This is a genomic window from Mesorhizobium sp. M0983, from assembly GCF_040318975.1.
Lineage (GTDB): Bacteria > Pseudomonadota > Alphaproteobacteria > Rhizobiales > Rhizobiaceae > Mesorhizobium.
In genome coordinates this window covers 144056-169963 of the sequence record NZ_JAMYNH010000011.1, presented here as the reverse complement: position 1 = coordinate 169963, position 25908 = coordinate 144056, and the positions used below count along the sequence as shown (strand labels likewise).

Below are 25908 nucleotides of genomic sequence, written 5' to 3'. Positions count from 1 at the left end.
CAATTTTCAACCGCGCCTGATCTTTCCGACGACCGAGTGGTTCTTCGGGTCATGCGCCAACCGGATCCGCAGATGAACCCTCGCACGCGCCAAACCCTCGAGTTCATCCTCGACAATCTTGTCTGGTTCATGCTGGTCTTCGTGCTGGTGGTCTTTTCCATCCTCATCCCGAACTATTTTCAGCTCGGCATCTTCGCCAACATCATCGAGGCCTCGAGCGTGCTCGGCGTCATGTCGATCGGCTTGGCGCTGGTCATCATCGCCGGCCATATGGACCTGTCGGTCGAATCGGTGGCGGCGCTCAGCGCCATGGCGGTCGGCATCCTGTTCTGCTCGTCGGGCATCGGCCTTGGCATCCAGTTGCAGCCGCAATGGCTGATGGTTCCGGTTTCGCTGCTCATCGCGCTTGCCGTCGGCGGCCTCATCGGCGCTTTCAACGGCTATCTGGTGGTCAGGGTGAAGATGAGCGCCTTCATCATCACGCTGGCCTCCTACATCTGGGTACGCGGCCTGGTGCTGGTCATCTCCGGTGGCCGCTCGGCACAAGACCTTGCGCCGGCAATCCGCTGGTTCGGCATCCAGCGCCTGGGCGGCCTGCCGTTGACGGCCTGGATCGCCATTGCGTGCTTCGTGGTGTTCTCGCTGATCATGGCCAAGACGCCCTTTGGCAGGCACCTGGTCATGATCGGCGGCAACGAGACGGCGACGTTCCGCGCCGGCATCCGCGTCAATCGCAACCTGGTCATAGCCTTTGTTCTGGCCGGTGCCATCGCCGGCCTTGCCGGCTGGCTGCTGGCAATCCGTACCTCCGGCGCCACCGCCAATCTGGGCGTCGGCCTGTTGTTCAACGCCTTCGCCGCGGTCGTCATCGGTGGCGTCAGCCTTAAGGGCGGCGTCGGCACCTTGCCCGGTGTCTATGCCGGCGTGCTGCTGCTCTCCGCCATCAATACGGCGATTAATTTGATGGGCCTGCCGGCCAACTTCACCCAGGTGATCCACGGCCTGCTCGTCCTCGCCGCCGTGCTGCTCGACGCCTTCAAGCAAACCATCCGCCAGAGGCTCGCATGACCGGCCGTCTGGAAGGTAAGGTCGCGCTGATCGTCGGAAGTGCGCGCGGCATCGGCAAGGGCATCGCACAACGCTTTGCCGAAGAGGGCGCGACGCTTGTCCTGGCCGATACCGAGGTTGAGGCCGGGCAAGCGACTGCGGACGAGCTCGGCGCCGCCTTCATACACACCGACATTTCACAGATGGCCGATGCGCAAGCCGCCGTGGCGCTGGCGCTGGAGCGTCATGGCCGGCTCGACATCATGGTCCAGAATGCCGGCATCTATCCCTGGCAATTGCTGGAAAACACCAGTCCCGACGATTGGGACCGGGTCATGGCGGTGAATTTGCGCGGCAGCTTTGTCGCCGCACGCGCGGCGCTGGTGCCGATGAGGGCACAGCGTTTTGGCCGCATGCTGTTCACCTCCTCGATCACCGGCCCGCATGTCACCAGTCCCGGCCACGGCCATTATTCGGCGACCAAGGCCGGCATCAACGGGCTGATCCGTTCGGCTGCGCTCGAATTCTCCGGCTACGGCATCACCGTCAACGGCGTCGAGCCCGGCAACATCCTCACCGAAGGCATAGAGCAGCATCGCGGTGCGGCCTTCATCAAGAACATGGAAGACGCCATCCCGCTCGGCCGCCTCGGCAGCCCGCGCGACGTGGCCAACGCCTTCCTGTTCCTGGCCTCGGATGACGCCAGCTACATCACCGGCACGACCATCATCGTCGACGGCGGGCAGCTTTTGCCCGAGGGCAAGGATTTCCGGCTGCTGCCACCATGATCGTCGATTTCGGCGGCGGTTTCTTCCTGCGCCGGGCGACCGCCGCCGATCGTGCAGCGCTTGCCGCAATCTGTCTCAAGACCGGCGACTCCGGCAAGGACGCCAGCGGCCGCGAGGACGATCCGGAACTGCTCGGTATCCTCTACACCGTTCCTTACCAGGTGCTCGAACCCGAACTGGCCTTCATTATCGATAGTCCCGCAGGTGCGGCCGGCTACCTGCTTGGCGCGGCCGATACGGGCGCTTTCAATGCCAGCCTGGCATCAGACTGGTATCCCGACCTTCAGCGGCGCGTGGCAGACCCCGGACCCGACAGCTCGCGCTGGCGCGGCAGCGACTGGGCGCGGCACCGGATCCACCACCCCGATTTCGCTGTTCCGCCTGCACTGGCGGCCTATCCGTCGCATGGCCATATCGACCTGTTGCCGCAAGCGCGCGGGAAAGGCATCGGCCGGCGCGCGATGGCCTTCCTCGAGCAGGGGCTTGCCGCGAGCGGCTCGACCGGCATCTACCTCGAAGTCATGCCGGAGAACGATGGTGCGCTAAGGTTCTACAAGGCGATTGGATTTGAGGTGGTGCAGGACGCTGATTCATCAAAGCGTTGTGTTTATGTGGCGAAACGGATTGCTCACGCTCCGGCGATTGCAGGCTGATCTGCGACAAGCCAATCGCCCAAGTTGCAAAGAACCGGGAGGCCTATGGAAGTACAATGCTGCCGTTCTGCAGCAGCCAGTTGCCCGCGTGAACACCTTTGCCGCGGGAACGAAACCTTCGTCGCGTGCTCCACCGCAGACACGAAAGTCACCAGCATCAACACGGTGTGGGGCTAATCCGAGTGTTGGCGGAGCGTCTACTAGTTCAGTATGGGCGGCAAGGGAACATCCGCGACCGTTCCCCCGGCCACAATCGAGAGCACATAAAGCAGATAAATGGCTAATACCAACAGGGCGAGGAATGAACCGCTGGCAAAGACTCCTGCAACCGCGGCGTCGGGATAAGCTTCGACTTGTTCTTTCTTGAAGGTGTCTTCTTCGTTACGGGTTGTCTTCACAACCCGTTCGCCTGGAAGCCGGTTTTTTTCAGCTTCCTTCGATATCTTATCCGCGAGATCTCCTGCGATCACGGGATCGTCCGGAAGATGACTCGCAAGCCATCCAGGAATATTTTCGCTCCCGCCCATGCCCATACGCAATTGAGATACTGCAAGTTGTAGCTTTCGGCAATCGTTTCCCTCATGAGAGGCAAGCAGATCAGACTTAAGTTCCTGCGGAAAGACAGTTTGAATCAGACCAAAGTCCGAGTAGCACAGTGGTCGGACGGGTCTCACCTGGGCGATCAGCTTGAGCGGTGTAGCCCAAACTGAACACATCGAGGAAAATGGTGGGCGATGACGGGCTCGAACCGCCGACATCTTCGGTGTAAACGAAGCGCTCTACCAACTGAGCTAATCGCCCGCCCCGGGCCGGACCTTTAAGCAGTTAGGACCGGCTTCGCAAGGCCAAATGAGCGGCGAGTGGCTTGGCCGGGAGCCGGTTTCGGCAACAAAGTTCGGCTTGTCAAAAAACCTTCTCCTGTTTGCTGTTATGCTGTCCGGGTCCGCTTGACACCCGGTGGGTTACCCCTTATCCACCGCCCCAACGACGAACACGGCTGACACGTGCTCGTCCATGCGCGGGTGTAGCTCAGTTGGTTAGAGTGCCGGCCTGTCACGCCGGAGGTCGCGGGTTCGAGCCCCGTCACTCGCGCCATTTCTCCTTTGGGGTCACGTCCCCTTGATGTCGGAGAAATGTCGACGTTGATTTGTCAAAAATCATCTTCTTCGTGACCCAGTCTAGGTCCATTCCTTTCGAATTCTGGCATTGATCCTCATCCATCGACCTGCCCGCCTGTTTGTGGTCGAGCCAGAAGACAATAGCTTCTCGGACAAGAGTCGGGTCTAACCCATTCGCTCCCGCTTACAGTCTCATCCCGCAGTGCCGGGCTTCACCCCTCGGCGAGCAGCGCCTCGACTTCCTGCAGCGTCGGCATGGACGGCGCGGTGCCCGGGCGCGTCACCGAGATGCCGGCGACGGCGCAGGCGAAGCGCACCGCTTCCAGAGGTTCGATCCCCCTCGACAGCGCGGCAGCCAGGCCGCCGTTGAAGGCGTCGCCAGCGCCTGTGGTCTCGACCACCGGGCCGGCGGCGACCGCTGCGACATGCTCGGAACGATCGGCCGTGTGCAGCAGCGCACCCTTTTCGCCGAGTGTCACGATGACCGTGCCAACGCCCTTCTCGAGCAGGCTGTCGGCGGCACGGCGGGCATCGTCGATCGAGGACACCTTGATGCCGGTCAGTTCCTCGGCCTCGGTTTCGTTCGGCGTGACATAGTCGCAAAGCGTATAGATGCGGTCTGGAAGCTTTGCCGCCGGCGCCGGGTTGAGGATAGTGGTCACCCCTGCCCCACGCGCGATCTCCAGCGCCCGCATCGCCGCCTCGATCGGCTGTTCGAGCTGGCTGACGAAGACCCCGGCCGCGCGGATCAGTTCGGCATTTGCCTCGATATCGGCGGGCGAAATCAGCATGGCCGCACCGGGACTGACGATAATGGCGTTGTTGCCGCTCGTCTCCTCGATGAAGATATAGGCGGCACCGGTGTAGCTTTCCGGTGTGTCGATGACAGCGCTCTTCACGCCGGCCGCGTTCCAGGTCTGTCTCGCCATCTCGGCAAAGGGATCGACGCCGAGGCGGGTCAGAAAGGTGACGTCGGCGCCGAGCCGGCCGGCCGCCACCGCCTGGTTCGAGCCCTTGCCGCCGGGGCCGAGCGTGAAGGACGTGCCCAGGATCGTCTCGCCGATGCGCGGCTGGCGGGCGGCGCGGTAGGCCGTGTCGGCGACGAAGACGCCCAATATGACAACAGGCTTCATAACGATCGGTCTGCCCGGCATGTCGCTACTCCGCATCCGGCGGCACGACGCCCTTGCGGAATGCGAAGCAGCCATAGAAGCGGCGCTCGCCGGTCTGGATGACGCAATAGGCCTTCTTGGCGCGTTCGTAGAAGGCATAGCGCTCGACCGAGATCATCGGCCAGGCCTTGCCCTCGGCGGCATCGATCTCTTTTTGCACTTCCTGCTGCACGGCGGGAATCTCGTCCGGCTTGCCGACGATCTCCATGCGCGCGGCGGCATCGTCGACGAAGGTGTCCAGCGGATAAAGCGACAGCACCGCCTTGACGACCTCCGCTGCCGATGCGTCGATGCGCAGCAGCTTGCCAAGCACAGTCTGCCGCGCCACCGAATCGGACGGGAAATTGGTGTCGGCGATGATCAGATCGTCACCGTGACCCATCGCCCGCAGCGCCTGCAGCACATCGGCATTGAGCAGCGGATTGATTCCTTTGAGCATGGTATTCCTCGCGAGGTTTGCTGGGGCGAAATCAGAGCCGCTTGCCGGTCTCTGCGTCGAAGAGATGCACCTGGTCGAGCCGCGGTTTCAGGTGCAGTGTGTCGCCCGGCTTGAACTCGTGGCGTTCACGGAACAGCGCCACCATCTCGCCCTCGCCGAAGCGCAGGAACACGAGAGTCTCGGAACCGGTCGGCTCGACCACCGAAATCTTCGCTGGGACACCATCTGGATGGATTTCGAGATGCTCGGGCCGCACGCCGTAGACGACATTGCGGCCATCTTCCACGGTATTGCTCGATGCGATCGGGAACGGCGTCCCGGCGATCTCGACGACGGGCTTGTCGCCCTTGCGCACGACGCCCTTGAGCAGGTTCATCGAGGGCGAGCCGATGAAGCCGGCGACAAACAGATTGGCCGGCCGGTCGAACAATTCCAGCGGCGCGCCGACCTGTTCGATGCGACCGTCGCGCATCACCACGATCTTGTCGGCCATGGTCATGGCCTCGATCTGGTCGTGGGTGACGTAGATGGTGGTGGTCTTCAGTCGTTGGTGCAGTTCCTTGATCTCGGTGCGCATCTGGACACGCAGCTTGGCATCGAGATTGGAGAGCGGCTCGTCGAACAGGAACACCTGCGGGTTGCGCACGATGGCGCGACCCATGGCGACGCGCTGGCGCTGGCCGCCCGAGAGCTGGCGCGGATAGCGCTTGAGGTAGGGGTTGAGGTCGAGGATGTCGGCGGCGCGCTTGACCCGCTCAGTGACCACCGCCGGATCAGTTTTGCGCAGCTTGAGAGCAAAGGCCATGTTCTGCTCGACCGTCTTGTGCGGATAGAGCGCGTAGTTCTGGAACACCATGGCGATGTCGCGCTTGGCCGGCGGCAAATGGTTGACGACGCGCTCGCCGATGGCGATGGTGCCGCCGGAAACCGTTTCCAGCCCGGCCACCATCCTCAGCAGCGTGGACTTGCCGCAGCCGGAAGGCCCGACCAGCACCACGAACTGTCCGTCGGCGATGTCGACGCTGACATCGTGCAGAACCTTGACGGTTCCGAACGCCTTGGCCACATTGCGGATCGCGACTTGAGCCATCATTCCCCCTTCAGTTGCCGTGAAGCTAAACAACGCAAACGGCGAGGGCAAGTCGGTCTCTTATAGATAAAAAACCCATTCACGTTGACACCGCACTTCGTTGTGCGAATAGTGACAGTGCCCGGCTTATGACCCTGTTCCGGGCGCACCGGTACGCTTGTCCGGCACTCAATGCGAGGCGTCGCGGGAGGGAGAATTCGGGCCGCTATTTACGGGAGTCGCTGTCGTTGGGGAACATAATCGGCGCTCCACCATCTGAACCAATTCACGATTGATCTTCTGGGAGGAACGAGATGAAAGTCAGCCTTTATAACCAACTTGTCCGCGCCGGGGCCACCCGCCGCGACGTGCTGAAGGGAGCGGCCAGCATGGCCGCCCTCGCCGCGGCCTCAAGCGCCGGACTTGGTGCCCTGACGCGCCCGGCTGCGGCCGCCGATGACCTGCGCGCGCAGATCCTGCAGATCCCGGGCGTCGGCAAGGGTCAGCCGACCGATGCCGATTTCCAGCAGGTCGGCGAGCTTTGCCTGGGCGCCACCAAGGCCAATGTCAAGGAAGGCGAATTCGCCGGTGTCGAACTCACCTTCATGGGCCTCAACAATCAGAACCTGCACAATGTGCTGTTTCGCGGCTTCCTGAAGCCGTGGGAGACCTATACCGGCGCCAAGATCAACTGGATCGACCTGGCGCAGGCTGACTACAACGCCCGCCTGCAGCAGTCGATTGCGACCGGCACCGTCGATTTCGACATCATCGAAATGGGAGCACCGTTCGAAGGCGACGTCTGCGGCAAGGGTCTCACCTCCGAGATGCCGGACTGGGTCAAGGACCAGATCGACATGAAGGACGTCGTGGCCTATCTGCAGCCGCCGGTCGGCACCTGGGACGGCAAGCAATATCGCGTCACCGTTGACGGCGACGCGCATAACTTCAACTACCGCACCGACGTGTTCGCCGATGCCGACCTCGCCAAGGCCTGGAAGGACGGCGGCGGAGAAGGCGAATGGGGCGTGCCGAAGACCTGGCAGCAGGTGCAGGCGGTGACGAAATTCCTCAAGGGCAAGCAGGTGAACGGCCAGGATGTCTTTGGCTACCTCGATGCGCCCAAGCCCTGGGGCGGTTTCGGCTTCTATTTCCTCGGCAGCCGCGCCAGCGCCTACGCCAAGCATCCCGATGACAAGGCATGGCTGTTCGATGCCGACACGATGAAGCCGCGCGTCAACAATCCGGCATGGGTGCGGGCGATCCAGGACGTCATCGATGCCCTGCCCTCCGAACCTGCCGACCAGATCAACGCCGACCCGAATACCACCGCCTTCCAGCAATTCCTGGCAGGCACCGGTTCGATGGTCACCTGGTGGGGCGACGTCGGTTCGAACGTCAAGACCAACGATTCCTCGGTCGTCGGCGACATCACCGGCTTCTCGATCCTGCCGGGCTCGGACGATGTCTACAACTCCAAGACCGGCCAGTGGGACAAGCTCGCCAGCGGGCCGAACCATGCGCCGAACTGCGCCTATCTCGGCTGGGGCGTCTATGTCATGGCCCGCGTCGACGGCGACGAAAAGAAGAAGAAGGCGGCCTGGTCTGCCGCCGCCCATCTCGGCGGCAAGGACCTGTCGCTCTGGTGCGCGGCCTATCCGTCGGGTTTCCAGCCCTATCGCAACTCGCATTTCAACATTCCGGAATGGGTGGCGGCGGGCTACGACGAGGCGTTCATCACCTCGTATCTGAAGTCGGAAGCCGACAGCTACAACCATCCGAACGCGGCGATCGAGCCGCGTATCCCCGGCATCTTCCAGTATTACAGCGCCGCCGAGGACATTTTGGCCAACACCTTTGCCGGCAAGATGAAGGCGCAGGAAGGCGCCGACGCCATCGCAGCCGCCTGGGAGAAGCTGACCGACCAGATCGGCCGCGACAACCAGATCAAGCTCTACAAGGCCTCACTCGGCATGTAGGTTGAGATAGTGAAACTTGGTCCCGCGGCGTACAGACCCCGGGCCTCCCCTTGACCGACTTGGCCTCGACCGGCTCGGCCGGTCATCGAGCCTCCTGTGAACGGGCAAGACGCGTGGCTGACCGGACCCTGGCTGACCAGACTCTGTCGACAAGTGAATGGCCGGCAGGCGCCGTGCCATCCGACCTGATACCGCGGAGCCGCAAACGGCTTGGCTGGGCGCTGATGGCTGCTGCAACGCTAGGCCTTCTGGCGGTGATTGCGCTGCAAATCCTTTACAAGAGCGATGTCGACACTATCGGCTTCGAGACGTGGCGGCCGGTGGTCTACGCCTATGTGCTGTGGGGTGTCGCGCTCGGCATCGGCCAGGTGCTGACGCGCGGCGAGGATGGCCAGCGCGCGTTGTTCCTGCTGCCGGCGCTGCTGTTCACCATTGCCATGGTGATCTTCCCGACATTGTTCGGCTTCTACATCGCGCTGACCGACTGGAACCTCAGTTCCTTCAGCGGCCGGCAGTTCAACGGGCTCGACAATTTCTGGCAGATGCTGAACGACGCCTATTATCGCAACGCCCTGTTCAACATGGTGCTCTACGTGCTGGCCGTGTTCGTCGAATATGTCATCGCCTTTGGCCTGGCGCTGCTGCTCAACGCGCAGATCCGGGCGCGAAAATTCTTCCGCGTCGTCTTTCTCATGCCCCTGATGCTGTCGCCGGTGGCTGTGTCGTGGATGATCGGCAAGTCGCTTATGGAATACCGCTTCGGGCCGGCCGCAACGCTGGCGCGGCATCTCGGCTGGGAAAACCCGGCCTTCTTCTCCAATCCGATCACCGCCCGCATCTCGATCATGGTGCTCGATGCCTGGACGTTCATCCCGTTCATGATGATCATGCTGCTTGCCGGCCTGCAGGCGATGTCGCGCGAGGTGCTCGAGGCAGCGCGTGTCGATGGCGCCACCGCCTGGCAGACCTTCTGGCAGGTCACCTTCCCGCTGATGCTGCCGGTCTCGGTGACGGCGGTCATCCTGCGCATCATCTTCAAGCTGAAGCTCGCCGATATCATCATCACCGTTACCTCCGGCGGCCCGGGCGGCGCGACTGATTCGGTGTCGAGCTTCATCTACCGCGAATATCGCGACCGTTCGAATGTCGGCTACGGCACGATGCTGGCGATGGCCTATTTGATCATCATCATCGTGTTTGTGACCTGGCTACTGAAATTCGCCAGCCGCTTCGTGCGCAACGTCAACTGATCGGGCCGGCAAGATGAGCGTTCAAACCACCGACTTTGCCGCCTCCGAAATCCGCTCGCCGGCGGCGTTCTTCGCCAACCGCGTCTTCATCTACGGTGCCCTCATCTTCTGGGCCTTCATCTGCCTGTTTCCAATCTATTGGACGATAACCACCTCGTTCAAGACCGCGGTCGACGTCACCCAGGGCCATCTGATCCCGTTCGTCGATTTCAAACCCGACTGGAAGGGCTGGCGTTCGCTTGGCCTGTCGCCGGACTCGATCTTTCGGACGTCGACGGTGCGCGACGAATTCATCAAGCGCTTCATGAATTCGGTCATCACTTCGGTCGGCGCGTCGACCCTCGCCATCGTCATCGGCAGCCTCGCCGCCTATGGGCTGACCCGCTATCGTTACAAGTTCGCCTGGTTCAGGAACGAGGACATTTCCTTCTTCTTCCTGTCGCAGTTGATCCTGCCGCCGGTGGTATTGGCCCTGCCCTTCCTCGTGCTCTACCGGGAAGTCGGCCTGCTCGACACGCGCGTCGGGCTGATCCTGCTCTACACGCTGATGGTACTGCCGATCGTCATCTGGATCATGCGCGACCAGTTCAATTCGATCCCTGTCGAGCTGGAGGAGGCAGCACTCGTCGATGGCCTGTCGATCTGGGGTGCCTTCTTGCGCATCGTCATGCCGATCGCGCTGCCGGGCATGGTCGCGGCCTTCATCCTGGCGATGGTGCTGTGCTGGAACGAGTATTTCTTCGCCGCGCTTTTGACCTCGACCGATGCCAAGACCATTCCTGTCATGGTGGCGAGCCAGACCGGCTCACAAGGCATCAACTGGTGGTCGATGGCAGCGCTTGCCACCGCGGCCATCACACCGCTCGCCGTCATCGGCATTGCGCTCGAGCGTTACCTGATCATGGGCATGACGGCGGGCGCGGTGAAATAGGCGATGGCCAACAAATACTGGTTCGCACGCAACAGGCGCGGCAGCGGCTACGCCAAAGGCGTGATGCCGATCAGTTGGGAAGGCCGGGCCGTAGTCGCCGGTTTTGTGATGGCGATGATTGCCGGCGGCTTGATCATGCTGCTTCTCGGCCTCTACGCGAACCTGATGGCACTCGGCATCGTGATTTACGTCCTGCTGGCTATCTGCGGCGCCGGCACGTTCATCTGGGCTGCGGCGACCAAGGTCGATCCCGAAAAGACCATGGCCGACTATCAGGCGGAAAGGCTAAGAGCCCGGTCGTCCGGGATCTAGACAGCACCTAACCCAAAAGTGTTGCCCGCAAATGATCGAGGATCATGGCAACCCCTTTTTGCCCCAGTTCCGCCGAGGCTTCGGGCGCACTTGCCGTGTACCAGCCGGTGTTGTCGGCGAAGCGGCCGGCATCCACCGCTTCCGGGCACAGCGCCAGCATCAGTGACGTCTCGCCGGTGCCGGCATGGTCGAACGGGTACTGGCTGTGCATTGAAGCCGGCATCAGCGGATGCACCTGTACCCAGTTGAAGAAATTGCTGCCCTCGGCGTGCTCGGCATAATAGTCAGCCATCGCCGCAGAGCCCCACCAGCCTTCGCCGCGTTCTTTCTCCAGGAAGCGGAAGATCGCTTGTCGGCCGGCGGCCTTGAAGGCGAGATCGGTTGGCATGCCGGCAGCAAAATTCTCGGTTTGGTGGTGAATGATGGCGTGGATGTTGCGGAAGCCAATGCGCAGCAAGCTGTAGAACAATTCTTCCGCAAATGGCGCCAGCACATTGCCGCCGACCTGCACCGAGCCGCTGCCTTCCGGCGCCGCAACGGCATAGCTTGCCGCGCCGTAATAGAAGGGCGGCAGAATGACGATTTCGGCCTCCGTTTCGAACAGTTCCAGGCTCTTGACCACGGCCAGCGTGTCCATGCCGACGGCCATGTGCTCGCCGTGATATTCGAGCACACCGAGCGGCAACACGACCGGCCGGTTCTCGGCGATCGCCTTGCGGATCTGGTGCGGCAGCATCAGTTCGTAGCGCATGACACCTACTCCATATTGGTGTGGCGGGCGCGCATCGCTTCCGGCGAGACGCCGGTCAGATCCCTGAGCTTCAGCACCATCACTTCGAAGAGGACGAACAGCGCGCCTTCGAACACCGAGCCCATCGGCAGGACGGATGTCTTTTCCGGACCCTGGTCGTCGGCCATGGTCTGAGCCGGGATAAGCAGCGTGAAGTCGGCCAGCTTCGCGGCAGTGCTGTCGGCTTGCGCGGTGAGCAGCAGGACGACGGCACCGGCCTCGCGCGCGACCCGCATCAAGGTCAGCACCGTCGATGTCTCGCCCGGGCCGGAGCTGGCGAGGAAGACATCGCCCGCGCCCAGCGGCGGCGTGGTCATGTCGCCGACGACCGACACCGGCAGACCGAGATGGTAGAGCCGCATGGCAAAACCCTGGACCTGCAGCGCCTCGCGGCCGCAGCCATAGGTGACGATCTTTTTCGCGCCGGCCAAGATGGCGCAAGCCGCGTCAATGCGGCTTTCGTTGATACGCTCCAGCACGGTGCCAAGCTCGCTCAGCGCAATCCCAAACAGGTTTTCGCCGTCGTCCGTCATGACATTTGCACCAGCTTGCAGGTACCGGAGAACCACATGAACATCTCAGTCACATTTGCCCCGAACAGCTTGTTTTCATTCATGCTATCACCGCGAAAATTGGTGTCCAACGACACGCAGTGCTTTTGATGCGCTACAGCCGTGATAGTGTCACGGCAAATCGTAAATGAGGAAACGACAGCATATGAAGACACGGCATTTCGACCGCATCGGCAATGGCGGCATCAACTTCACCGAGCTCGGCTTCGGCACCGCGCCGCTCGGCAATCTCTATCGCGCCGTGTCCGATGAGGATGCCAATGCCACGCTGGAGGCGGCATGGCGGGTCGGCTGCCGCTACTACGACACAGCACCGCTCTATGGGCTCGGCCTCGCAGAAACGCGGCTTAATCCGTTCCTGCGTTCGAAGAGGCGCGACGACTACGTGCTGTCGAGCAAGGTCGGGCGCATCATGCGCGCCTGCCCGCCGGAACAGCGCACCGGCATCGGCAAGTTCTTCGACACGCCGTCGCGCCGCGAGGTCTACGACTACAGCTATGACGGCGTCATGCGCTCGTTCGAAGCCTCGCTGGAACGGCTCGGCGTCGACCGCATCGACATCCTCTTCGTGCACGATGTCGATATCTTCACTCATGGCAGCAAGGAAGCCTCGGACCAGCGCATCCAGGAATTCATGAGCTCCGGCTACTATGGATTGCTGGCACTGCGCGACCAGGGCGTAATCGAGGCGTTCGGCGGCGGCATCAATGAGTGGCCGGTTGCCCAGACGCTGGCCGAGCGCGGCGATTTCGACCTGTTTCTGCTTGCCGGGCGCTATACGCTGCTGGAGCAGGAGGCGCTGCAGTCTTTCCTGCCTCTATGCCAGCAACGCGGCATCGGCATCGTTCTCGGCGGGCCGTACAATTCCGGCATTCTGGCAACCGGGCCGAAGCCCGGCGCCTACTACAATTATTCGGAAGCGCCGCAGGATATCATGGACCGCGTCACCCGCATCGAGGCCGTCTGCAAGCGCCACGGCGTGCGCCTGATCGAGGCGGCGCTGCAGTTCCCGCTGTTGCATCCTTCGGTCGTGTCGGTAATCCCGGGTGGCCAGCGGCCGGGCGAAGTCGAAAGCAATCGCTCGCTGCTCGACGCGAAGCTGCCATCAGCGCTGTGGGCCGATCTCAAGACAGAAGGCTTGATGCGCACGGATGCGCCGACGGCATAGCGCCGCCTTTCCAACGACCTGCGGGCACAGAAAAGAAAAACCGGATATGCCGGCTTTTCTTTTCTCTGAAAGACTTAAGGAGGCGCTTAGTTGACCGCGTCCTTGAGGCCCTTGCCGGCCGAGAACTTCGGCACGGTGCGCGCCGGGATCTTCACTTCCGCACCGGTCTGCGGATTGCGGCCGGTCGACGCGGCGCGTTTTGACACGGTGAAATTTCCGAAGCCGACAAGCCGGACATCGCCGCCCTTTTTCAGTTCGCCGGTGATGACGGAAAACACCGCATCAACCGCCGACTGCGCGTCACCCTTCGAAATACTCGCGGCATCGGCGACAGCGGACACCAGTTCGTTCTTGTTCATAAAAATTCCCTTCCATGAGAAAACCGGAACACTCGACTCATCCGGCAGGAAACGGACTTTAGAAAGAAGCGCTCCGCCAACCAAGTCGAAAAGCGCCAAGAAAGTCGAAAAAAGCCCGGAAATCCGGGGTTCTTCACATGAAAAAGCCGGGCTCAAGGCCCGGCTCTCTCTTGTGCATTGCAACTTTAGCAAGAACTAATGCGCCAGCGATTTACCTGCCTCGTCTCCGACATCGACCACGGCCGGCGCATTGACGGGTTCGACCCACTGGATCGGTTCCGGCATGCGCACCAGCGCATGGCGCAACACTTCGCCAACGCGTGAGACCGGAATGATCTCCATGCCGCTCTTCACGTTCTCCGGAATCTCCGCCAGATCCTTGGCGTTCTCTTCCGGGATCAGCACCTTCTTGATGCCGCCGCGCAGTGCGGCAAGCAGCTTTTCCTTAAGGCCGCCGATCGGCAGCACCCTGCCGCGCAGCGTGATCTCGCCGGTCATCGCCACATCGGCCTTGACCGGGATACCGGTCAACACCGAGACGATCGCCGTCGCCATCGCCACGCCAGCCGACGGTCCGTCCTTAGGCGTTGCGCCTTCTGGCACGTGCACGTGGATATCGCGCTTGTCGAACAGCGGCGGCTCGACGCCGAAATCGATGGCCCGCGAGCGGACGTAAGACGCCGCCGCCGAGATCGATTCCTTCATCACGTCGCGCAGATTGCCGGTCACCGTCATGCGGCCCTTGCCGGGCATCATGACGCCTTCCACCGTCAACAGCTCGCCGCCGACTTCCGTCCAGGCGAGCCCGGTGACCACGCCGACCTGATCGTCGCTCTCGACCTGGCCGAAGCGGAAGCGCGGAACACCAAGGTAATCGGCAAGATTGTCCGCCGTGATGTTGATCGTCTTCTTCTTCGTCTTCAGGATCTCGGTCACCGCCTTGCGCCCGAGCTTCATCAGCTCGCGCTCCAGGCTCCTGACGCCCGCTTCACGGGTGTAGGTCTGGATGATGCCGCGGATCGCGTCCTCGCCGACGGAGAACTCCTTCGGCTGCAACGCGTGGTCGCGGATCACCTTGGGCATCAGGTGACGCTTGGCGATTTCGATCTTCTCGTCCTCGGTGTAACCGGCGATACGGATGATCTCCATGCGGTCCATCAAGGGCGCAGGGATGTTCAGCGTGTTCGCCGTCGTCACGAACATCACGCTCGACAGGTCGTATTCGACCTCGAGGTAATGGTCCATGAACGTCGAGTTCTGCTCGGGATCGAGCACCTCGAGCAAAGCCGATGACGGATCGCCGCGGAAATCCTGGCCCATCTTGTCGATCTCGTCGAGCAGGAAGAGCGGGTTGGATTTCTTCGCCTTCTTCATCGACTGGATGACCTTGCCGGGCATCGAGCCGATATAGGTGCGGCGGTGACCACGGATCTCGGCCTCGTCGCGCACGCCGCCCAGCGCCATGCGGATGAACTCACGACCGGTCGCCTTGGCGATCGACTTGCCGAGCGAGGTCTTGCCGACGCCGGGAGGTCCGACGAGGCACAGGATCGGCCCCTTCAGCTTCTTCTGGCGGCTCTGCACGGCGAGGTATTCGACGATGCGGTCCTTGACCTTGTCGAGGCCGAAATGATCCGTATCGAGCACGTTCTGGGCAAAGGCCAGATCCTGCTTGACCTTGGAGTTCCTGCCCCACGGGATCGACAGCAGCCAGTCGAGATAGTTGCGCACGACGGTCGATTCAGCCGACATCGGCGACATCGTCCGCAGCTTCTTCAGTTCGGCTTCTGCCTTTTCGCGGGCCTCCTTGGAGAGCTTGGTCTTCTTGATGCGCGCCTCGATCTCGGCGGCCTCGTCGCGGCCGTCCTCGCCTTCGCCGAGCTCCTTCTGGATCGCCTTCATCTGCTCGTTGAGGTAGTATTCGCGCTGCGTCTTCTCCATCTGGCGCTTGACGCGCGAGCGGATGCGCTTCTCGACCTGGAGCACCGAGATTTCGGCTTCCATGAAGCCCATCGCCTTCTCCAGCCGTTCCTTGACGGAAAGCGTGGCGAGCATCTCCTGCTTCTCGGGGATCTTGATGGCAAGATGCGAAGCGACCGTGTCGGCGAGCTTGGAATAGTCGTCGATCTGGCTGGCGGCACCCACCACTTCGGGCGAGATCTTCTTGTTCAGCTTGACGTAGTTCTCGAAGTCGGTGACGACGGAACGGGCCAGCGCCTCGACCTCGACCTCTTCCTCCTCCGGTTCGACCAGCGCCGCAGCACGGGCTTCATGGAAGTCGGGACGGTCGGTGAACGCAACGATTTTCGCGCGCGAGGCGCCTTCGACCAGCACCTTCACGGTGCCGTCTGGCAGTTTCAGCAATTGCAGCACATTGGCGAGCGTGCCGATGTCAAAGATGGCATCGGGCTCCGGATCGTCGTCGGCGGCATTCATCTGGGTCGCAAGCAGGATCTGCTTTTCCTGACCCATCACTTCTTCCAGCGCCTTGATCGACTTTTCACGCCCGACGAAGAGCGGAACGATCATGTGCGGGAACACCACGATGTCGCGCAGTGGGAGGACTGCGAAGACGCCGTCGCTGGGAGCCTTGGATAATTTGGCCATTGTCCAACCTTTCATGTCGCGGCCGCCAATCGGCCAACCGCGAATCTCATATTAACGACCGGGGATCGTTCCGCCTACCACCGTTTGTGACGGGAGTTTTACAGCACAGAATTCGGCACCACGGCCTTCTGCCTTTAGTTGGAGGCACGGCGGGTAAAGATCAAGGGTCAACACGGTCCGTCCCTCCAATCCGCAGCCATTACGCGGCGCCGTACGCGGTGTGCGACAGCAAAACGGCGCCCCGCGGCGCCGTTTCAGAAAAATCCATTGCCGGCTCACGTCAGGCGCTGACGTTGCCCTTCTTTTCCTTCTGCTCGGAATAGATGTAGAGCGGCCTGGCGTTGCCTGACACCACCTCTTCCGAAATAACCACTTCGCGCACGCCTTCGAGCGCCGGCAGCTCGAACATGGTGTCGAGCAGAATCGCTTCCATGATCGAACGCAGGCCGCGCGCGCCGGTCTTGCGCTCGATGGCGCGCTTGGCGATCGCCGACAGCGCGTTCTCGTGGAAGGTCAGGTCAACATTCTCCATCTCGAACAGCCGCTGATACTGCTTGACCAGCGCGTTCTTCGGTTCGGTCAGGATCTGGATCAGTGCCGGCTCGTCGAGATCCTCCAGCGTCGCCAAGACAGGCAGACGGCCTACGAACTCGGGAATGAGGCCGAACTTCAACAGATCCTCAGGCTCGACCAGGCGGAAAACATCGCCGGTGCGGCGATCCTCGGGCGAAGCGACGATGGCGCCGAAACCGATCGAGGTCTTCCTGCCGCGATCCGAGATGATCTTGTCCAGGCCGGCAAAAGCGCCGCCGCAGATGAACAGGATGTTGGCGGTGTCGACCTGCAGGAATTCCTGCTGCGGATGCTTCCTGCCGCCCTGCGGCGGCACGGAGGCAACGGTGCCTTCCATGATCTTCAAAAGTGCCTGCTGCACGCCCTCGCCCGAGACGTCGCGGGTGATCGACGGGTTGTCCGACTTGCGCGAGATCTTGTCGATCTCGTCGATATAGACAATGCCGCGCTGGGCGCGCTCGACATTGTAGTCGGCCGACTGCAACAGCTTCAGGATGATGTTCTCGACGTCCTCGCCGACATAGCCGGCCTCGGTCAGCGTCGTCGCGTCGGCCATGGTGAAGGGAACGTCGATGATGCGGGCCAGCGTCTGCGCCAGCAACGTCTTGCCGCAACCGGTCGGGCCGATCAGCAGGATGTTCGACTTCGCCAGCTCGACGTCGTTGTTCTTGCCGGCATGGGCGAGGCGCTTGTAGTGGTTGTGGACGGCCACCGACAGCACGCGCTTGGCGTAGGGCTGGCCGATGACGTAGTCGTCGAGAACCTTGAGGATTTCCTGCGGGGTCGGCACGCCCTCGCGCGACTTCACCATCGAGGTCTTGTTCTCCTCGCGGATGATGTCCATGCACAGCTCGACGCATTCGTCGCAGATGAACACCGTCGGCCCGGCGATCAGCTTGCGCACTTCGTGCTGGCTTTTGCCGCAAAACGAGCAATAAAGCGTGTTCTTGGAATCACCGCTGTTGTTGCCGACCTTGCTCATTTTCATGTCCTTTCATGGCCGCCCGCCGATGGTCTGGTTGAAAGGGCGCATATTCAATCTATCGCGGGAATCCGCCGCCGCCAGTGCCCCGGCTCCCGCAACGCATTCCGTACGAAACACAAATCGGAAAACGGGGCAATGATTCGAACAACCCCACGCAAAGCTAAGCCGTCGAAAATCAACATAGCCTTAACGTAGGCAATTGCACCCGTCGAGGGAACAGCCAATTGTGGCCGAAATGCCGCAAGCTGCGCCAAAAGCGTGTGATCCCGCCACTCACTGCCACCGCGGGGCCACCGCGTGCCTATAAGGCAATACCTTCGACCGGCTCACGTGACGAAATGACCTTGTCGATAAGGCCGAAATCCCTGGCCTCGTCGGCAGTCATGAAATGGTCACGGTCGAGCGTTTTTTCAATCTCATCGTAGCTCTTGCCGGTGTGCTTGACGTAAACCTCGTTGAGGCGGCGCTTCAGCTTGATGATGTCCTGGGCATGGCGCTCGATGTCGGAGGCCTGGCCCTGGAAGCCGCCGGACGGCTGGTGGACCATGATGCGGGCGTTCGGCGTGGCAAAGCGCATGTCCTTGTGGCCCGCCGTCAAGAGCAGCGATCCCATCGATGCGGCCTGGCCGATGCAGAGCGTCGACACGGCGGGCTTGATGAACTGCATGGTGTCGTAGATCGCCATGCCGGAGGTGACGACGCCGCCGGGCGAGTTGATATAAAGGTTGATTTCCTTCTTCGGATTCTCCGCCTCGAGGAACAGCAGCTGCGCGCAGACCAGCGTCGCCATGCCGTCCTCGACCGGGCCGGTGATGAAAATGATGCGCTCCTTGAGGAGCCGCGAGAAAATGTCATAGGCCCGCTCGCCGCGATTGGTCTGTTCGACCACCATCGGAACGAGGTTCATGTAGGTTTCGACGGGGTTCTTCATGGACTATCCCTTTTTGAGGATGGGATTCCGGCGCCGGAGATTTGCAATCGGGCAGAATCGGTTCTGGATCGTTATTGTGTAAATAGGATGCCGGCTCACCCTAGCGCAAGGCCGCCTCTCCTAGCCATCCGGTTAAGTCGAATCAAGGTTTCCAAACCAAGTTTCGCCCGTCGCCGTGCCGGCAGCCCTCTCCTGCCGCCGGAAGGGACGCTCATGCTTGGCCGTTGTTTAGCAGTTTCTTAACCGCATCGCTTAACGAAAAGCGGTGAAACCGCTTTTTCCAGCCGCGGCTTGCCCTACAATCCAACGTTGAACCCGCTTCACGCAGTTCAAACAGGGGGAGTGCGATGATCAGGAAAACTGCTTCCTTGGCTCTTACCGGCATCGCCGTACTCGGCATGGCATCCGAAACGGCTGCCAGCGGACGCGCGGTTGAATGCTACGAGAAGGTCAACCGGCCGGCCGTCTACGACACGGTCTATGAGGACGTGCTCGTCAGTCCGGCCGGCCAGCAGGTGGAATACGAGGCGCCAATCTACGGGACGCGCGAGCGCGTAGTGCAGATCGCGCCGGCGCGCGTCAGCTACGAGATCGCGCCCGCCATCACCCGCACCATCTACCGGTCCGTGAGGGTCGACGACGGCGGCTATTCCTGGGAATGGCGCATCATCAATGGTCGCAAGGTCCTGTGCAAGGTCAGGCACAAGGCGCGCTATGAACGTGTGGCCGAGATCGTCGTGGTTGAGCCGGAACGCCGGCGGCGCGTTGTCCTCCCCGCCGAATACGAGAGCGTCGCCGAAGAGGTGCAGGTGCGGCCGGAGCAACGGCGCATCATCGACATTCCAGCGTCTTATCAGACAGTGGCGCGCCGCGTGGTGGTCAGGGAGGGCTCATCCAGCTGGCGGCGCGTGCATATTCCGAGGCATTGCCGATACTAGGCGCTCAGGCCGCCTCGGCCCTGAGCCATTTCTTCAGGCCGTCGACATCGCCATCGCCGACGCAGGCCGCAACCCTTCTGCCAACTGCCGCGCCGAACTTGTAGCCGTGGCCGGAGCAGGCCGAGACGACCAGGCATCTGCCCTTTTGGTGGGCCAGAAATTTCTGGTCGGCGGTGAAGGTGTAGGCGCAGGTGACCACCTCGGTGACCTTGTACTCCGCGATACGGGCAATCGGCGGCGAAAACAGGTTGCGGATCGCCTCACCCTCGCCCGGTACCGGTTGACGGTTCCAGTCGGCATCGCTGGTCGGTACTCGGTGCAGGCCTGAGCCGAACTTCATGCCGGCGCCGCCGGAGGGCGGGATCACGTAGCCGTCGACGGAGCCACCGACGTCGAGCACAACCGGTGCTGCCTGCCAGGCTGCCTTCAGGTCCACCGGCGGCTCGACATAGGCGAGCGCGGTGCGCCAGGTTTTCAGCTCGCCATCCAGCTCCGGGAACAGTTTTAGCACCCAGGCGCCGGCAGCGACGACGATCCGGTCGGCCTGCATCGTTTCGCCCCTCGCAAGCACGACATGTCCGGCGTCGGCGTCGATCTCGACCACCTTGCTGTTTTCGTAGACATTGGCGCCGTTCGCGCGCAGCCATCTGGTGAGGCCCGAGGCGATCTTGCGGCAGTGCAAGGCGCCACCGTCCGGTGAAAAATATGCATAGCGGAATGAACCGGGTTCTAGGAACGGCCAGCGGTCGACCGCGGCGTCCGGTTCGAACAATTCGAACGGGTAGTTCCCGGCTTCCATGCCTTCGCGGTATTCCTCGGCCTCATCTCCCGGCTCGCGCGAAATACAGATGAAGCCGCGCGGATCGAGATGGCTTTCGCCGAGATCGGCCCACATTTCGTCCCAGGCTTCATAGGCGTTGGTGATCAGCCGGCCGTAGCCCGTCCTGGCCCGATAGGCGCGGCGAATGATGCGATGGTGGTCGCCGGAGGCGGCGAGCGGATTGGGGATCGGTCCCTGCTCGACGATCGAGACGAGGTGACCGGCCTTGACCAGCGACCACGCCGTGGAAAGCCCGGCAATGCCTGCACCGACCACGATCACATTCATGAAAACCGTCCTTCCACAACCGCTTTGGTGGCTCACCTCACGGGAGGGCCAACATACGGTCTGGCACCAGACTGGCAAGCCTTGGAGCGCCGCGCGTCCTTCGACGCGCAAAGGACGCTCCAACACTTTGAATCTGCGCATGATCCTTTCCGAAAACCGATTCCGGTTTTCGGGGTCATGCGCTAATGGTCTGGCATGACCGAATTGAAGCCGCCCTACCTTGCCTTTGATCCAGCCACCCGCCGACTGCGGCTCGATCCGCACGAGCCGGCTTTTTTTCAGGACCCTTACGAAGCCTACGCTTACCTGCACGGTGCATCGAGCGCCATCTTCTGGGAAGAATTTGGTTTCTGGTGCTTTGGCGGCTTCGACGACGTCAACCGTCTGCTGCGCGATCGCCGCTTCGGCCGGCAGAACCCGGCCGGCATTCCGGACAGCCGGGGCATCGGCCAGGATCGCACGCATCTCAGCGCCTTCGACGGCATCGAGGCCAATTCGATGCTGGAGCTGGAACCGCCCGTCCACACACGGCTCAGAACGCTGGTCAACCGGGCCTTCGTCTCGCGCCAGGTCGAGCGGCTCAGGCCGCGCGTCGAGGCGCTGGCCAACGAACTGATCGACCGTTTCGAACCAGGGGAAGTCGACCTGCTGCCGGCGTTCGCAGCTCCCTTGCCGATCACCATCATTGCCGAGATGCTCGGCGTACGGGTCGACATGGGTCCGCAGCTGCTCGACTGGTCGCATCGGATGGTCGCCATGTACATGCATGGCCGCACCCGCGAGACGGAGGACACGGCCAATCGCGCCGCGCGCGACTTTTCGAATTTTTTGCGCGGCTACGTCGCCGAGCGGCGAAAGAGGCCGGGCGAGGATCTTCTGTCGCTGCTGATTGCGGCACAGGAGGATGGCCAGAAACTGTCGGAGGACGAGCTGGTATCGTCGGCGATCCTGTTGCTCAATGCCGGCCATGAAGCAACCGTCCACCAGACCGGCAATGCGGTGCGCTCGATCCTTGCGCAAGGCGGCGACCCGCGCCGCTTCTTCGCCTCACCGGAAGCAACAGCCGCGACGGTCGAAGAGTGCCTGCGCTTCGACGCGCCGCTGCACATGTTCACGCGTTATGCCTATCAGGAGGTCGAGGCTGGGCCTGGGATCATCGTAGGCCCTGGCGAGACGATCGGTCTGCTGCTCGGCATGGCCAATCGCGATCCCGTCGCCTTTACCGAGCCCCTCGCCTTCAGGCCGGACCGCGCCGACCAGAAAAACCTGTCGTTCGGCGCCGGCATTCATTTCTGCATCGGCGCGCCGCTCGCCCGGCTCGAATTGCAGGTGTCGCTGAAAACCTTGTTCGAACGCCTGCCGCAGCTGCATCTTGCCGAACAACCACGCTTTCGCGACAGCTATCATTTCCATGGGCTGGAAACGCTCGCCGTGGGCTTTTGAGGATTCGATCCGATAGGCTCAGCCGACAGGCGATCAAAGCTTGATCACATACTCCTTGCGAGTCGTTTCAAGCACTTCCCAGCTCCCCTTGAAGCCCGGCCTCAGCACGAAACTATCGCCGGCTTTGACGGTGCGCGCCTTGCCGCCGTCTTCGGCGATCACCGAAACCCCTGACAGGATGTGGCAGAACTCCCATTCATCATATTCGATGCGCCATTTGCCTGGCGTCGCTTCCCAAATGCCGGCATAGAGGCCGCCGTCCTGTTCCTCGACATTCCAGGTGCGGAATTTCGGATCGCCCGAAATCAGGCGATCCGGCGCGGGTGCGCCAAGTTCCGGTGCGACGGTGTCGACGCCGACGGAAAGAAATCTCGGCGTGGTCATGGCGATCAGACCTTGGCGAGAGCCTGTTCCAGATCGGCGACGATGTCGTTGACGTCCTCGATGCCGACCGAAAGCCTGACCGTGTCCGGCCCTGCCCCGGCATTGATCTTCTGCTCGTCGGAAAGCTGGCGATGCGTGGTCGATGCCGGGTGGATGACCAGCGACTTGGTGTCGCCGACATTGGCCAGGTGCGAGAACAGCTCGAGCGCCTCGACGAACTTGATGCCCGCCGCGTAGCCGCCCTTCAGCCCGAAAGTGAACACCGCGCCGGCGCCCAGCGGCGAGTACTTCTTCTGCAACGCATTGTTCTTGTCGCTGGGCAGGCCGGGATAGGACACCCAGGCGACCTTGGGATGGTTGGAAAGCCATCCGGCGACCGCCGCCGCATTGTCGCAGTGGCGCTGCATCCTGAGCGGCAAGGTTTCCAGACCGGTCAGGATAAGGAATGCATTGAACGGCGAAATCGCCGCGCCGATGTCGCGCAGGCCGAGCACGCGCGCGGCGATGGCGAAGGCGAAATTGCCGAAGGTCTCATGCAGGACGAGGCCGCCATATTCGGGGCGCGGCACCGACAGCATCGGATATTTGCCCGACTTCGACCAGTCGAACGTGCCGCCGTCGACAATGGCGCCGCCGATCGAATTGCCATGGCCGCCGATGAACTTCGTCAGCGAATGCACGACGATGTCGGCGCCATGCTCGATTGGCCGCAGCAGGTAGGGCGAGGCCAGCGTGTTGTCGACAATCAGCGGCAGGCCGTGCTTGCGGGCAATGTCGCCGATCTTCTCGATATCGACGAAGACGCCGCCCGGATTGGCCAGGCTTTCGATGAAGATCGCCTTGGTCCTGTCGTCGATCTGGCTCTCGAAGGTCGAGATGTCATTGGTGTCGGCCCAGCGCACCTGCCAACCGAAATTCTTGAAGGCGTGGCCGAACTGGTTGATCGAGCCGCCGTAAAGCTTTGTCGCTGAAACGAAATTGTCGCCGGGCTGCATCAGATTGTGGAAGACCAGCACCTGCGCGGCATGGCCGGAGGCGACCGCAAGGCCTGCCGTGCCGCCTTCGAGTGCCGCGATGCGCTCTTCCAGCACCGCCTGTGTCGGGTTCATGATGCGGGTGTAGATGTTGCCGAACGCCTTCAGCCCGAACAACGAGGCGGCGTGGTCGGCATCGTCGAAGACAAAGGAGGTCGTCTGATAGATCGGCGTCGCTCGCGCCCCAGTCGCCGGATCCGGCTTGGCGCCGGCATGGACGGCGAGCGTGTTGAACCCGGGCGTGCGCTGAACCATGTCGATATTCCTCTCCTGCCCACTGATACGGCCGGCATTGTTGGCCGATCATTGGCGCGAATGCAAAGGAGAAAAATTCCAGCCGACTTGTTCCTTCGGTGCAACCGGCTCGGGCATCGCGGGCTGAGGAGAATGGATTTGCGCCTCGCAAAAGATTGGGCCGGCGTGGCTCCCCGCCACAAGCCTGCTTCGCCGGCTCGCCACCCCGCGAAGCCGCCGCCTTCTTCCATAAGCCATCCGTAAGTCCGGCTCTGTCAGCCTGCGCGTCGGCAGCAATTTACTGCCTCCGACCATGGCAACAACCATGGGACTCCCAAGCATCCGCTGATGGACAAAGGCGATTATTCAAGGAGTATCTCAATGACGCTGCTGATCAATCTGCAAAGCATCAAGTGCCTCAACGAGACCAACGAGCTTTCGGCTTCCGACGAAGTCTACGTCCTGGTGAGCGTGGCGAACATGCGCCCCACCGCGCCGGGACTGCCCGCCGTGCCGGACCTCCAGGTCTTCAGCTTCGGCATCTTCGAGGACATGGACGACGATGACGAGCATCCCGTCACCGTGAACGGGCAACCGTTCTGGGGCACGAACGGAACCCCTCAGCCCATCCAGAATCCGGCCGACGTGGCAATTGTCGTCTCGCTGATGGAGCAGGACAACGGCTCGCCAAATCAATACCGGAACCTGGTGAGCATCAGGGGGGCGGCCTCGCTTACGGCGTCGCTCGGTGACCCCGACCCGCGCAATCGCGCGGCGCGGCTAACCAGCGACATCGGCAGCGTGTTGAACGGCATCGACCTGCCGATCCCCTTCGCGCTCGACGACGACCATCTCGGCACGCAGGAGCTCAGGCTGGAGGGGGCAGACCTGATAGATTTCGGCGTCAGGGACCGGCGCATGATCATCGAAGGCGACGGCGGAACCTACGAGCTGATCTTCCGGATCACCTTCGTCGGGACGTTGCGCGACGTGCCCGGCGTCAAGGGCATCGCATCGCTGGCCCGCATTCCGGGAAGCATGGAAATCTGGTGGGCCAGCCCCAGCGGGTCGATCGAGGTCGGCTTCTGGTACGACGGTAGCCGTTGGAACCGCTATCGCCTGGCACCGGACGGAAGTGCCGCGCCTGGCACCGCCATCGCCGCCGTCTCACGTATCCCGCAAAGCATGGAGGAATGGTGGATCGGCCCAGCTGGATCGGTCGAAGCCAACTTCTGGTACGAGGGGGGCCAGCCGACCCGCTATCAGCTGGCGCCGAACGGCAGCGCCGCTCCCGATGGCGGCATCGTAGCGGTATCGCGCATCCCGAACAGCATGGAGGTCTGGTGGATCGGTCCCAACGGCTCGATCGAGGCGGCCTTCTGGTACGAAGGGGGCCAGTGGACACGTTATCAGCTGGCACCGGACGGCAGCGCGGCGCGCGGCGGCAGTATCGCAGCCGTCTCGCGCATCCCGAACAGCATGGAGGTCTGGTGGATCGGGCCCAACGGCTCGATCGAAGTCGCCTTCTGGTATGAGGGCGGCCAATGGACGCGGTATCAGCTTTCACCGGACGGCAGCGCCGCCGTCGGCGGCACCATCGCCACGCTGTCGCGCATCCCGAACAGCCTCGAGCTCTGGTGGATCGGGCCGCACGGATCGGTCGAAGCCAACTTCTGGTATGAAGGCGGCCAGCCCACCCGCTATCAGCTCGCGCCGAACGGCAGCGCCGCGATCAATGGCGGCATTGCCGCAGTTTCCCGCATCCCTGGCAGTATGGAAGTGTGGTGGACGGGGCCGAATGGGTCGATGGAGGCCGCGTTCTGGTACGAGGGCGGACAGTGGACCCGTTATCAGCTCGCGCCGGACGGCAGCGCCGCGACCAATGGCGGTATTGCCGCGGTCTCCCGTATCCCGAGTAGCATGGAGCTGTGGTGGGTCGACGGCGGCGGACGGATCTCGGCCGCCTTCTGGTACGAAGGCGGACAGTGGACCCGGTACTAGCGATCGGCGGGCGGCACGATGAG

General features: G+C 62.2%; 24 protein-coding genes and 2 tRNA genes. 12 read left to right on the top strand and 14 right to left on the bottom strand.

The genetic code is table 11. The features are described from left to right. Positions 1-72 precede the first annotated feature (72 nt). Genes NKH71_RS21005 through NKH71_RS20995 form a run of 3 tightly spaced genes read left to right on the top strand, consistent with a single transcriptional unit; the run spans position 73 to position 2488 of the window. Positions 73-1068, top strand: coding sequence for an ABC transporter permease (locus NKH71_RS21005; protein ID WP_031193507.1), 996 nt, complete (start codon positions 73-75; stop codon positions 1066-1068). Next, on the top strand, positions 1065-1835 hold the full coding sequence (locus NKH71_RS21000) for an SDR family oxidoreductase (protein ID WP_352791999.1): 771 nt from the start codon (positions 1065-1067) through the stop codon (positions 1833-1835). The genes NKH71_RS21005 and NKH71_RS21000 overlap by 4 nt, the downstream gene beginning before the upstream one ends. Further along, positions 1832-2488, top strand: coding sequence for a GNAT family N-acetyltransferase (locus tag NKH71_RS20995; RefSeq protein WP_352791998.1), 657 nt, complete (start codon positions 1832-1834; stop codon positions 2486-2488). Before NKH71_RS21000 ends, NKH71_RS20995 begins: the two co-directional genes overlap by 4 nt. Before the next feature lie 200 nt (positions 2489-2688). Here the strand turns inward: NKH71_RS20995 and NKH71_RS20990 are convergent, their stop codons facing one another. Further along, positions 2689-3015, bottom strand: a complete 327-nt coding sequence (locus NKH71_RS20990; RefSeq protein ID WP_352791997.1) for a hypothetical protein — start codon at positions 3013-3015, stop codon at positions 2689-2691. Positions 3016-3213: 198 nt separating this feature from the next. Next, positions 3214-3289 (bottom strand) — tRNA-Val (locus tag NKH71_RS20985). A gap of 217 nt (positions 3290-3506) precedes the next feature. On the opposite strand from NKH71_RS20985, the gene NKH71_RS20980 reads away from it, so the two are divergent. Further along, positions 3507-3583 (top strand) — tRNA-Asp (locus NKH71_RS20980). 235 nt (positions 3584-3818) lie between these two features. Here the strand turns inward: NKH71_RS20980 and rbsK are convergent. The 3 genes from rbsK to NKH71_RS20965 are packed head-to-tail and all read right to left on the bottom strand — an operon-like array spanning position 3819 to position 6307. Then, positions 3819-4760 carry a ribokinase gene (gene rbsK, locus NKH71_RS20975; protein ID WP_352640081.1) on the bottom strand — a complete coding sequence of 314 codons (942 nt, stop codon included), beginning with the start codon at positions 4758-4760 and terminating at the stop codon, positions 3819-3821. 4 nt (positions 4761-4764) lie between these two features. After that, positions 4765-5217: an RbsD/FucU family protein gene (locus NKH71_RS20970; protein WP_352481196.1), complete on the bottom strand. Its 453-nt coding sequence runs from the start codon at positions 5215-5217 to the stop codon at positions 4765-4767. Positions 5218-5248: 31 nt separating this feature from the next. Then, on the bottom strand, positions 5249-6307 hold the full coding sequence (locus tag NKH71_RS20965) for an ABC transporter ATP-binding protein (protein WP_352640079.1): 1059 nt from the start codon (positions 6305-6307) through the stop codon (positions 5249-5251). 293 nt (positions 6308-6600) lie between these two features. On the opposite strand from NKH71_RS20965, the gene NKH71_RS20960 reads away from it, so the two are divergent. The 4 genes from NKH71_RS20960 (at position 6601) to NKH71_RS20945 (ending at position 10758) form a co-directional block, all read left to right on the top strand. Further along, the gene (locus NKH71_RS20960) at positions 6601-8265 is read left to right on the top strand and encodes an ABC transporter substrate-binding protein (protein ID WP_023717335.1); all 1665 of its coding nucleotides are present in this window, start codon (positions 6601-6603) and stop codon (positions 8263-8265) included. 128 nt (positions 8266-8393) lie between these two features. Further along, a complete protein-coding gene (locus tag NKH71_RS20955) occupies positions 8394-9515 on the top strand; it encodes a carbohydrate ABC transporter permease (RefSeq protein ID WP_031193505.1) in 1122 nt (373 codons plus the stop codon). A 13-nt stretch (positions 9516-9528) separates the two neighbouring features. Then, entirely contained in the window at positions 9529-10446 is a 918-nt protein-coding gene (locus tag NKH71_RS20950; RefSeq protein WP_352456619.1) for a carbohydrate ABC transporter permease, read from the top strand. A gap of 3 nt (positions 10447-10449) precedes the next feature. Next, complete coding sequence (locus NKH71_RS20945) at positions 10450-10758, top strand: hypothetical protein (protein WP_023717332.1); 309 nt, start codon at positions 10450-10452, stop codon at positions 10756-10758. A gap of 7 nt (positions 10759-10765) precedes the next feature. Here the strand turns inward: NKH71_RS20945 and NKH71_RS20940 are convergent, their stop codons facing one another. After that, entirely contained in the window at positions 10766-11509 is a 744-nt protein-coding gene (locus NKH71_RS20940; RefSeq protein WP_023717331.1) for a creatininase family protein, read from the bottom strand. A 5-nt stretch (positions 11510-11514) separates the two neighbouring features. Continuing rightward, on the bottom strand, positions 11515-12081 hold the full coding sequence (locus NKH71_RS20935; RefSeq protein ID WP_023717330.1) for an SIS domain-containing protein: 567 nt from the start codon (positions 12079-12081) through the stop codon (positions 11515-11517). Between the two features lie 184 nt (positions 12082-12265). On the opposite strand from NKH71_RS20935, the gene NKH71_RS20930 reads away from it, so the two are divergent. Next, the gene (locus NKH71_RS20930; RefSeq protein ID WP_352789589.1) at positions 12266-13288 is read left to right on the top strand and encodes an aldo/keto reductase; all 1023 of its coding nucleotides are present in this window, start codon (positions 12266-12268) and stop codon (positions 13286-13288) included. Positions 13289-13374: 86 nt separating this feature from the next. Here the strand turns inward: NKH71_RS20930 and NKH71_RS20925 are convergent, their stop codons facing one another. The 4 genes from NKH71_RS20925 to NKH71_RS20910 all read right to left on the bottom strand — a co-directional run bounded on the left by NKH71_RS20925 (position 13375) and on the right by NKH71_RS20910 (position 18743). Next, positions 13375-13647 carry an HU family DNA-binding protein gene (locus tag NKH71_RS20925; RefSeq protein ID WP_006201846.1) on the bottom strand — a complete coding sequence of 91 codons (273 nt, stop codon included), beginning with the start codon at positions 13645-13647 and terminating at the stop codon, positions 13375-13377. A gap of 195 nt (positions 13648-13842) precedes the next feature. Then, on the bottom strand, positions 13843-16254 hold the full coding sequence (gene lon / locus NKH71_RS20920; RefSeq protein WP_023674656.1) for an endopeptidase La: 2412 nt from the start codon (positions 16252-16254) through the stop codon (positions 13843-13845). A gap of 280 nt (positions 16255-16534) precedes the next feature. Continuing rightward, positions 16535-17809 carry an ATP-dependent Clp protease ATP-binding subunit ClpX gene (clpX, locus tag NKH71_RS20915; RefSeq protein ID WP_006332719.1) on the bottom strand — a complete coding sequence of 425 codons (1275 nt, stop codon included), beginning with the start codon at positions 17807-17809 and terminating at the stop codon, positions 16535-16537. 304 nt (positions 17810-18113) lie between these two features. After that, the gene (locus NKH71_RS20910) at positions 18114-18743 is read right to left on the bottom strand and encodes an ATP-dependent Clp protease proteolytic subunit (RefSeq protein WP_023674655.1); all 630 of its coding nucleotides are present in this window, start codon (positions 18741-18743) and stop codon (positions 18114-18116) included. 347 nt (positions 18744-19090) lie between these two features. Between NKH71_RS20910 and NKH71_RS20905 the strand changes: the two genes are divergently transcribed. Then, positions 19091-19681: a hypothetical protein gene (locus NKH71_RS20905; protein WP_352481202.1), complete on the top strand. Its 591-nt coding sequence runs from the start codon at positions 19091-19093 to the stop codon at positions 19679-19681. Positions 19682-19685: 4 nt separating this feature from the next. Here NKH71_RS20905 and NKH71_RS20900 read toward each other — a convergent pair whose 3' ends face one another. Continuing rightward, entirely contained in the window at positions 19686-20789 is a 1104-nt protein-coding gene (locus NKH71_RS20900; RefSeq protein ID WP_352895309.1) for an NAD(P)/FAD-dependent oxidoreductase, read from the bottom strand. 195 nt (positions 20790-20984) lie between these two features. On the opposite strand from NKH71_RS20900, the gene NKH71_RS20895 reads away from it, so the two are divergent. Beyond that, positions 20985-22232, top strand: coding sequence for a cytochrome P450 (locus tag NKH71_RS20895; protein ID WP_023717326.1), 1248 nt, complete (start codon positions 20985-20987; stop codon positions 22230-22232). A 33-nt stretch (positions 22233-22265) separates the two neighbouring features. Here the strand turns inward: NKH71_RS20895 and NKH71_RS20890 are convergent, their stop codons facing one another. Continuing rightward, complete coding sequence (locus tag NKH71_RS20890) at positions 22266-22616, bottom strand: cupin domain-containing protein (RefSeq protein WP_352640074.1); 351 nt, start codon at positions 22614-22616, stop codon at positions 22266-22268. A 5-nt stretch (positions 22617-22621) separates the two neighbouring features. Continuing rightward, positions 22622-23905, bottom strand: a complete 1284-nt coding sequence (locus tag NKH71_RS20885) for an O-acetylhomoserine aminocarboxypropyltransferase (protein WP_023717324.1) — start codon at positions 23903-23905, stop codon at positions 22622-22624. Positions 23906-24265: 360 nt separating this feature from the next. On the opposite strand from NKH71_RS20885, the gene NKH71_RS20880 reads away from it, so the two are divergent. Further along, positions 24266-25885: a PLL family lectin gene (locus tag NKH71_RS20880; protein WP_023717323.1), complete on the top strand. Its 1620-nt coding sequence runs from the start codon at positions 24266-24268 to the stop codon at positions 25883-25885. Positions 25886-25908 lie beyond the last annotated feature (23 nt).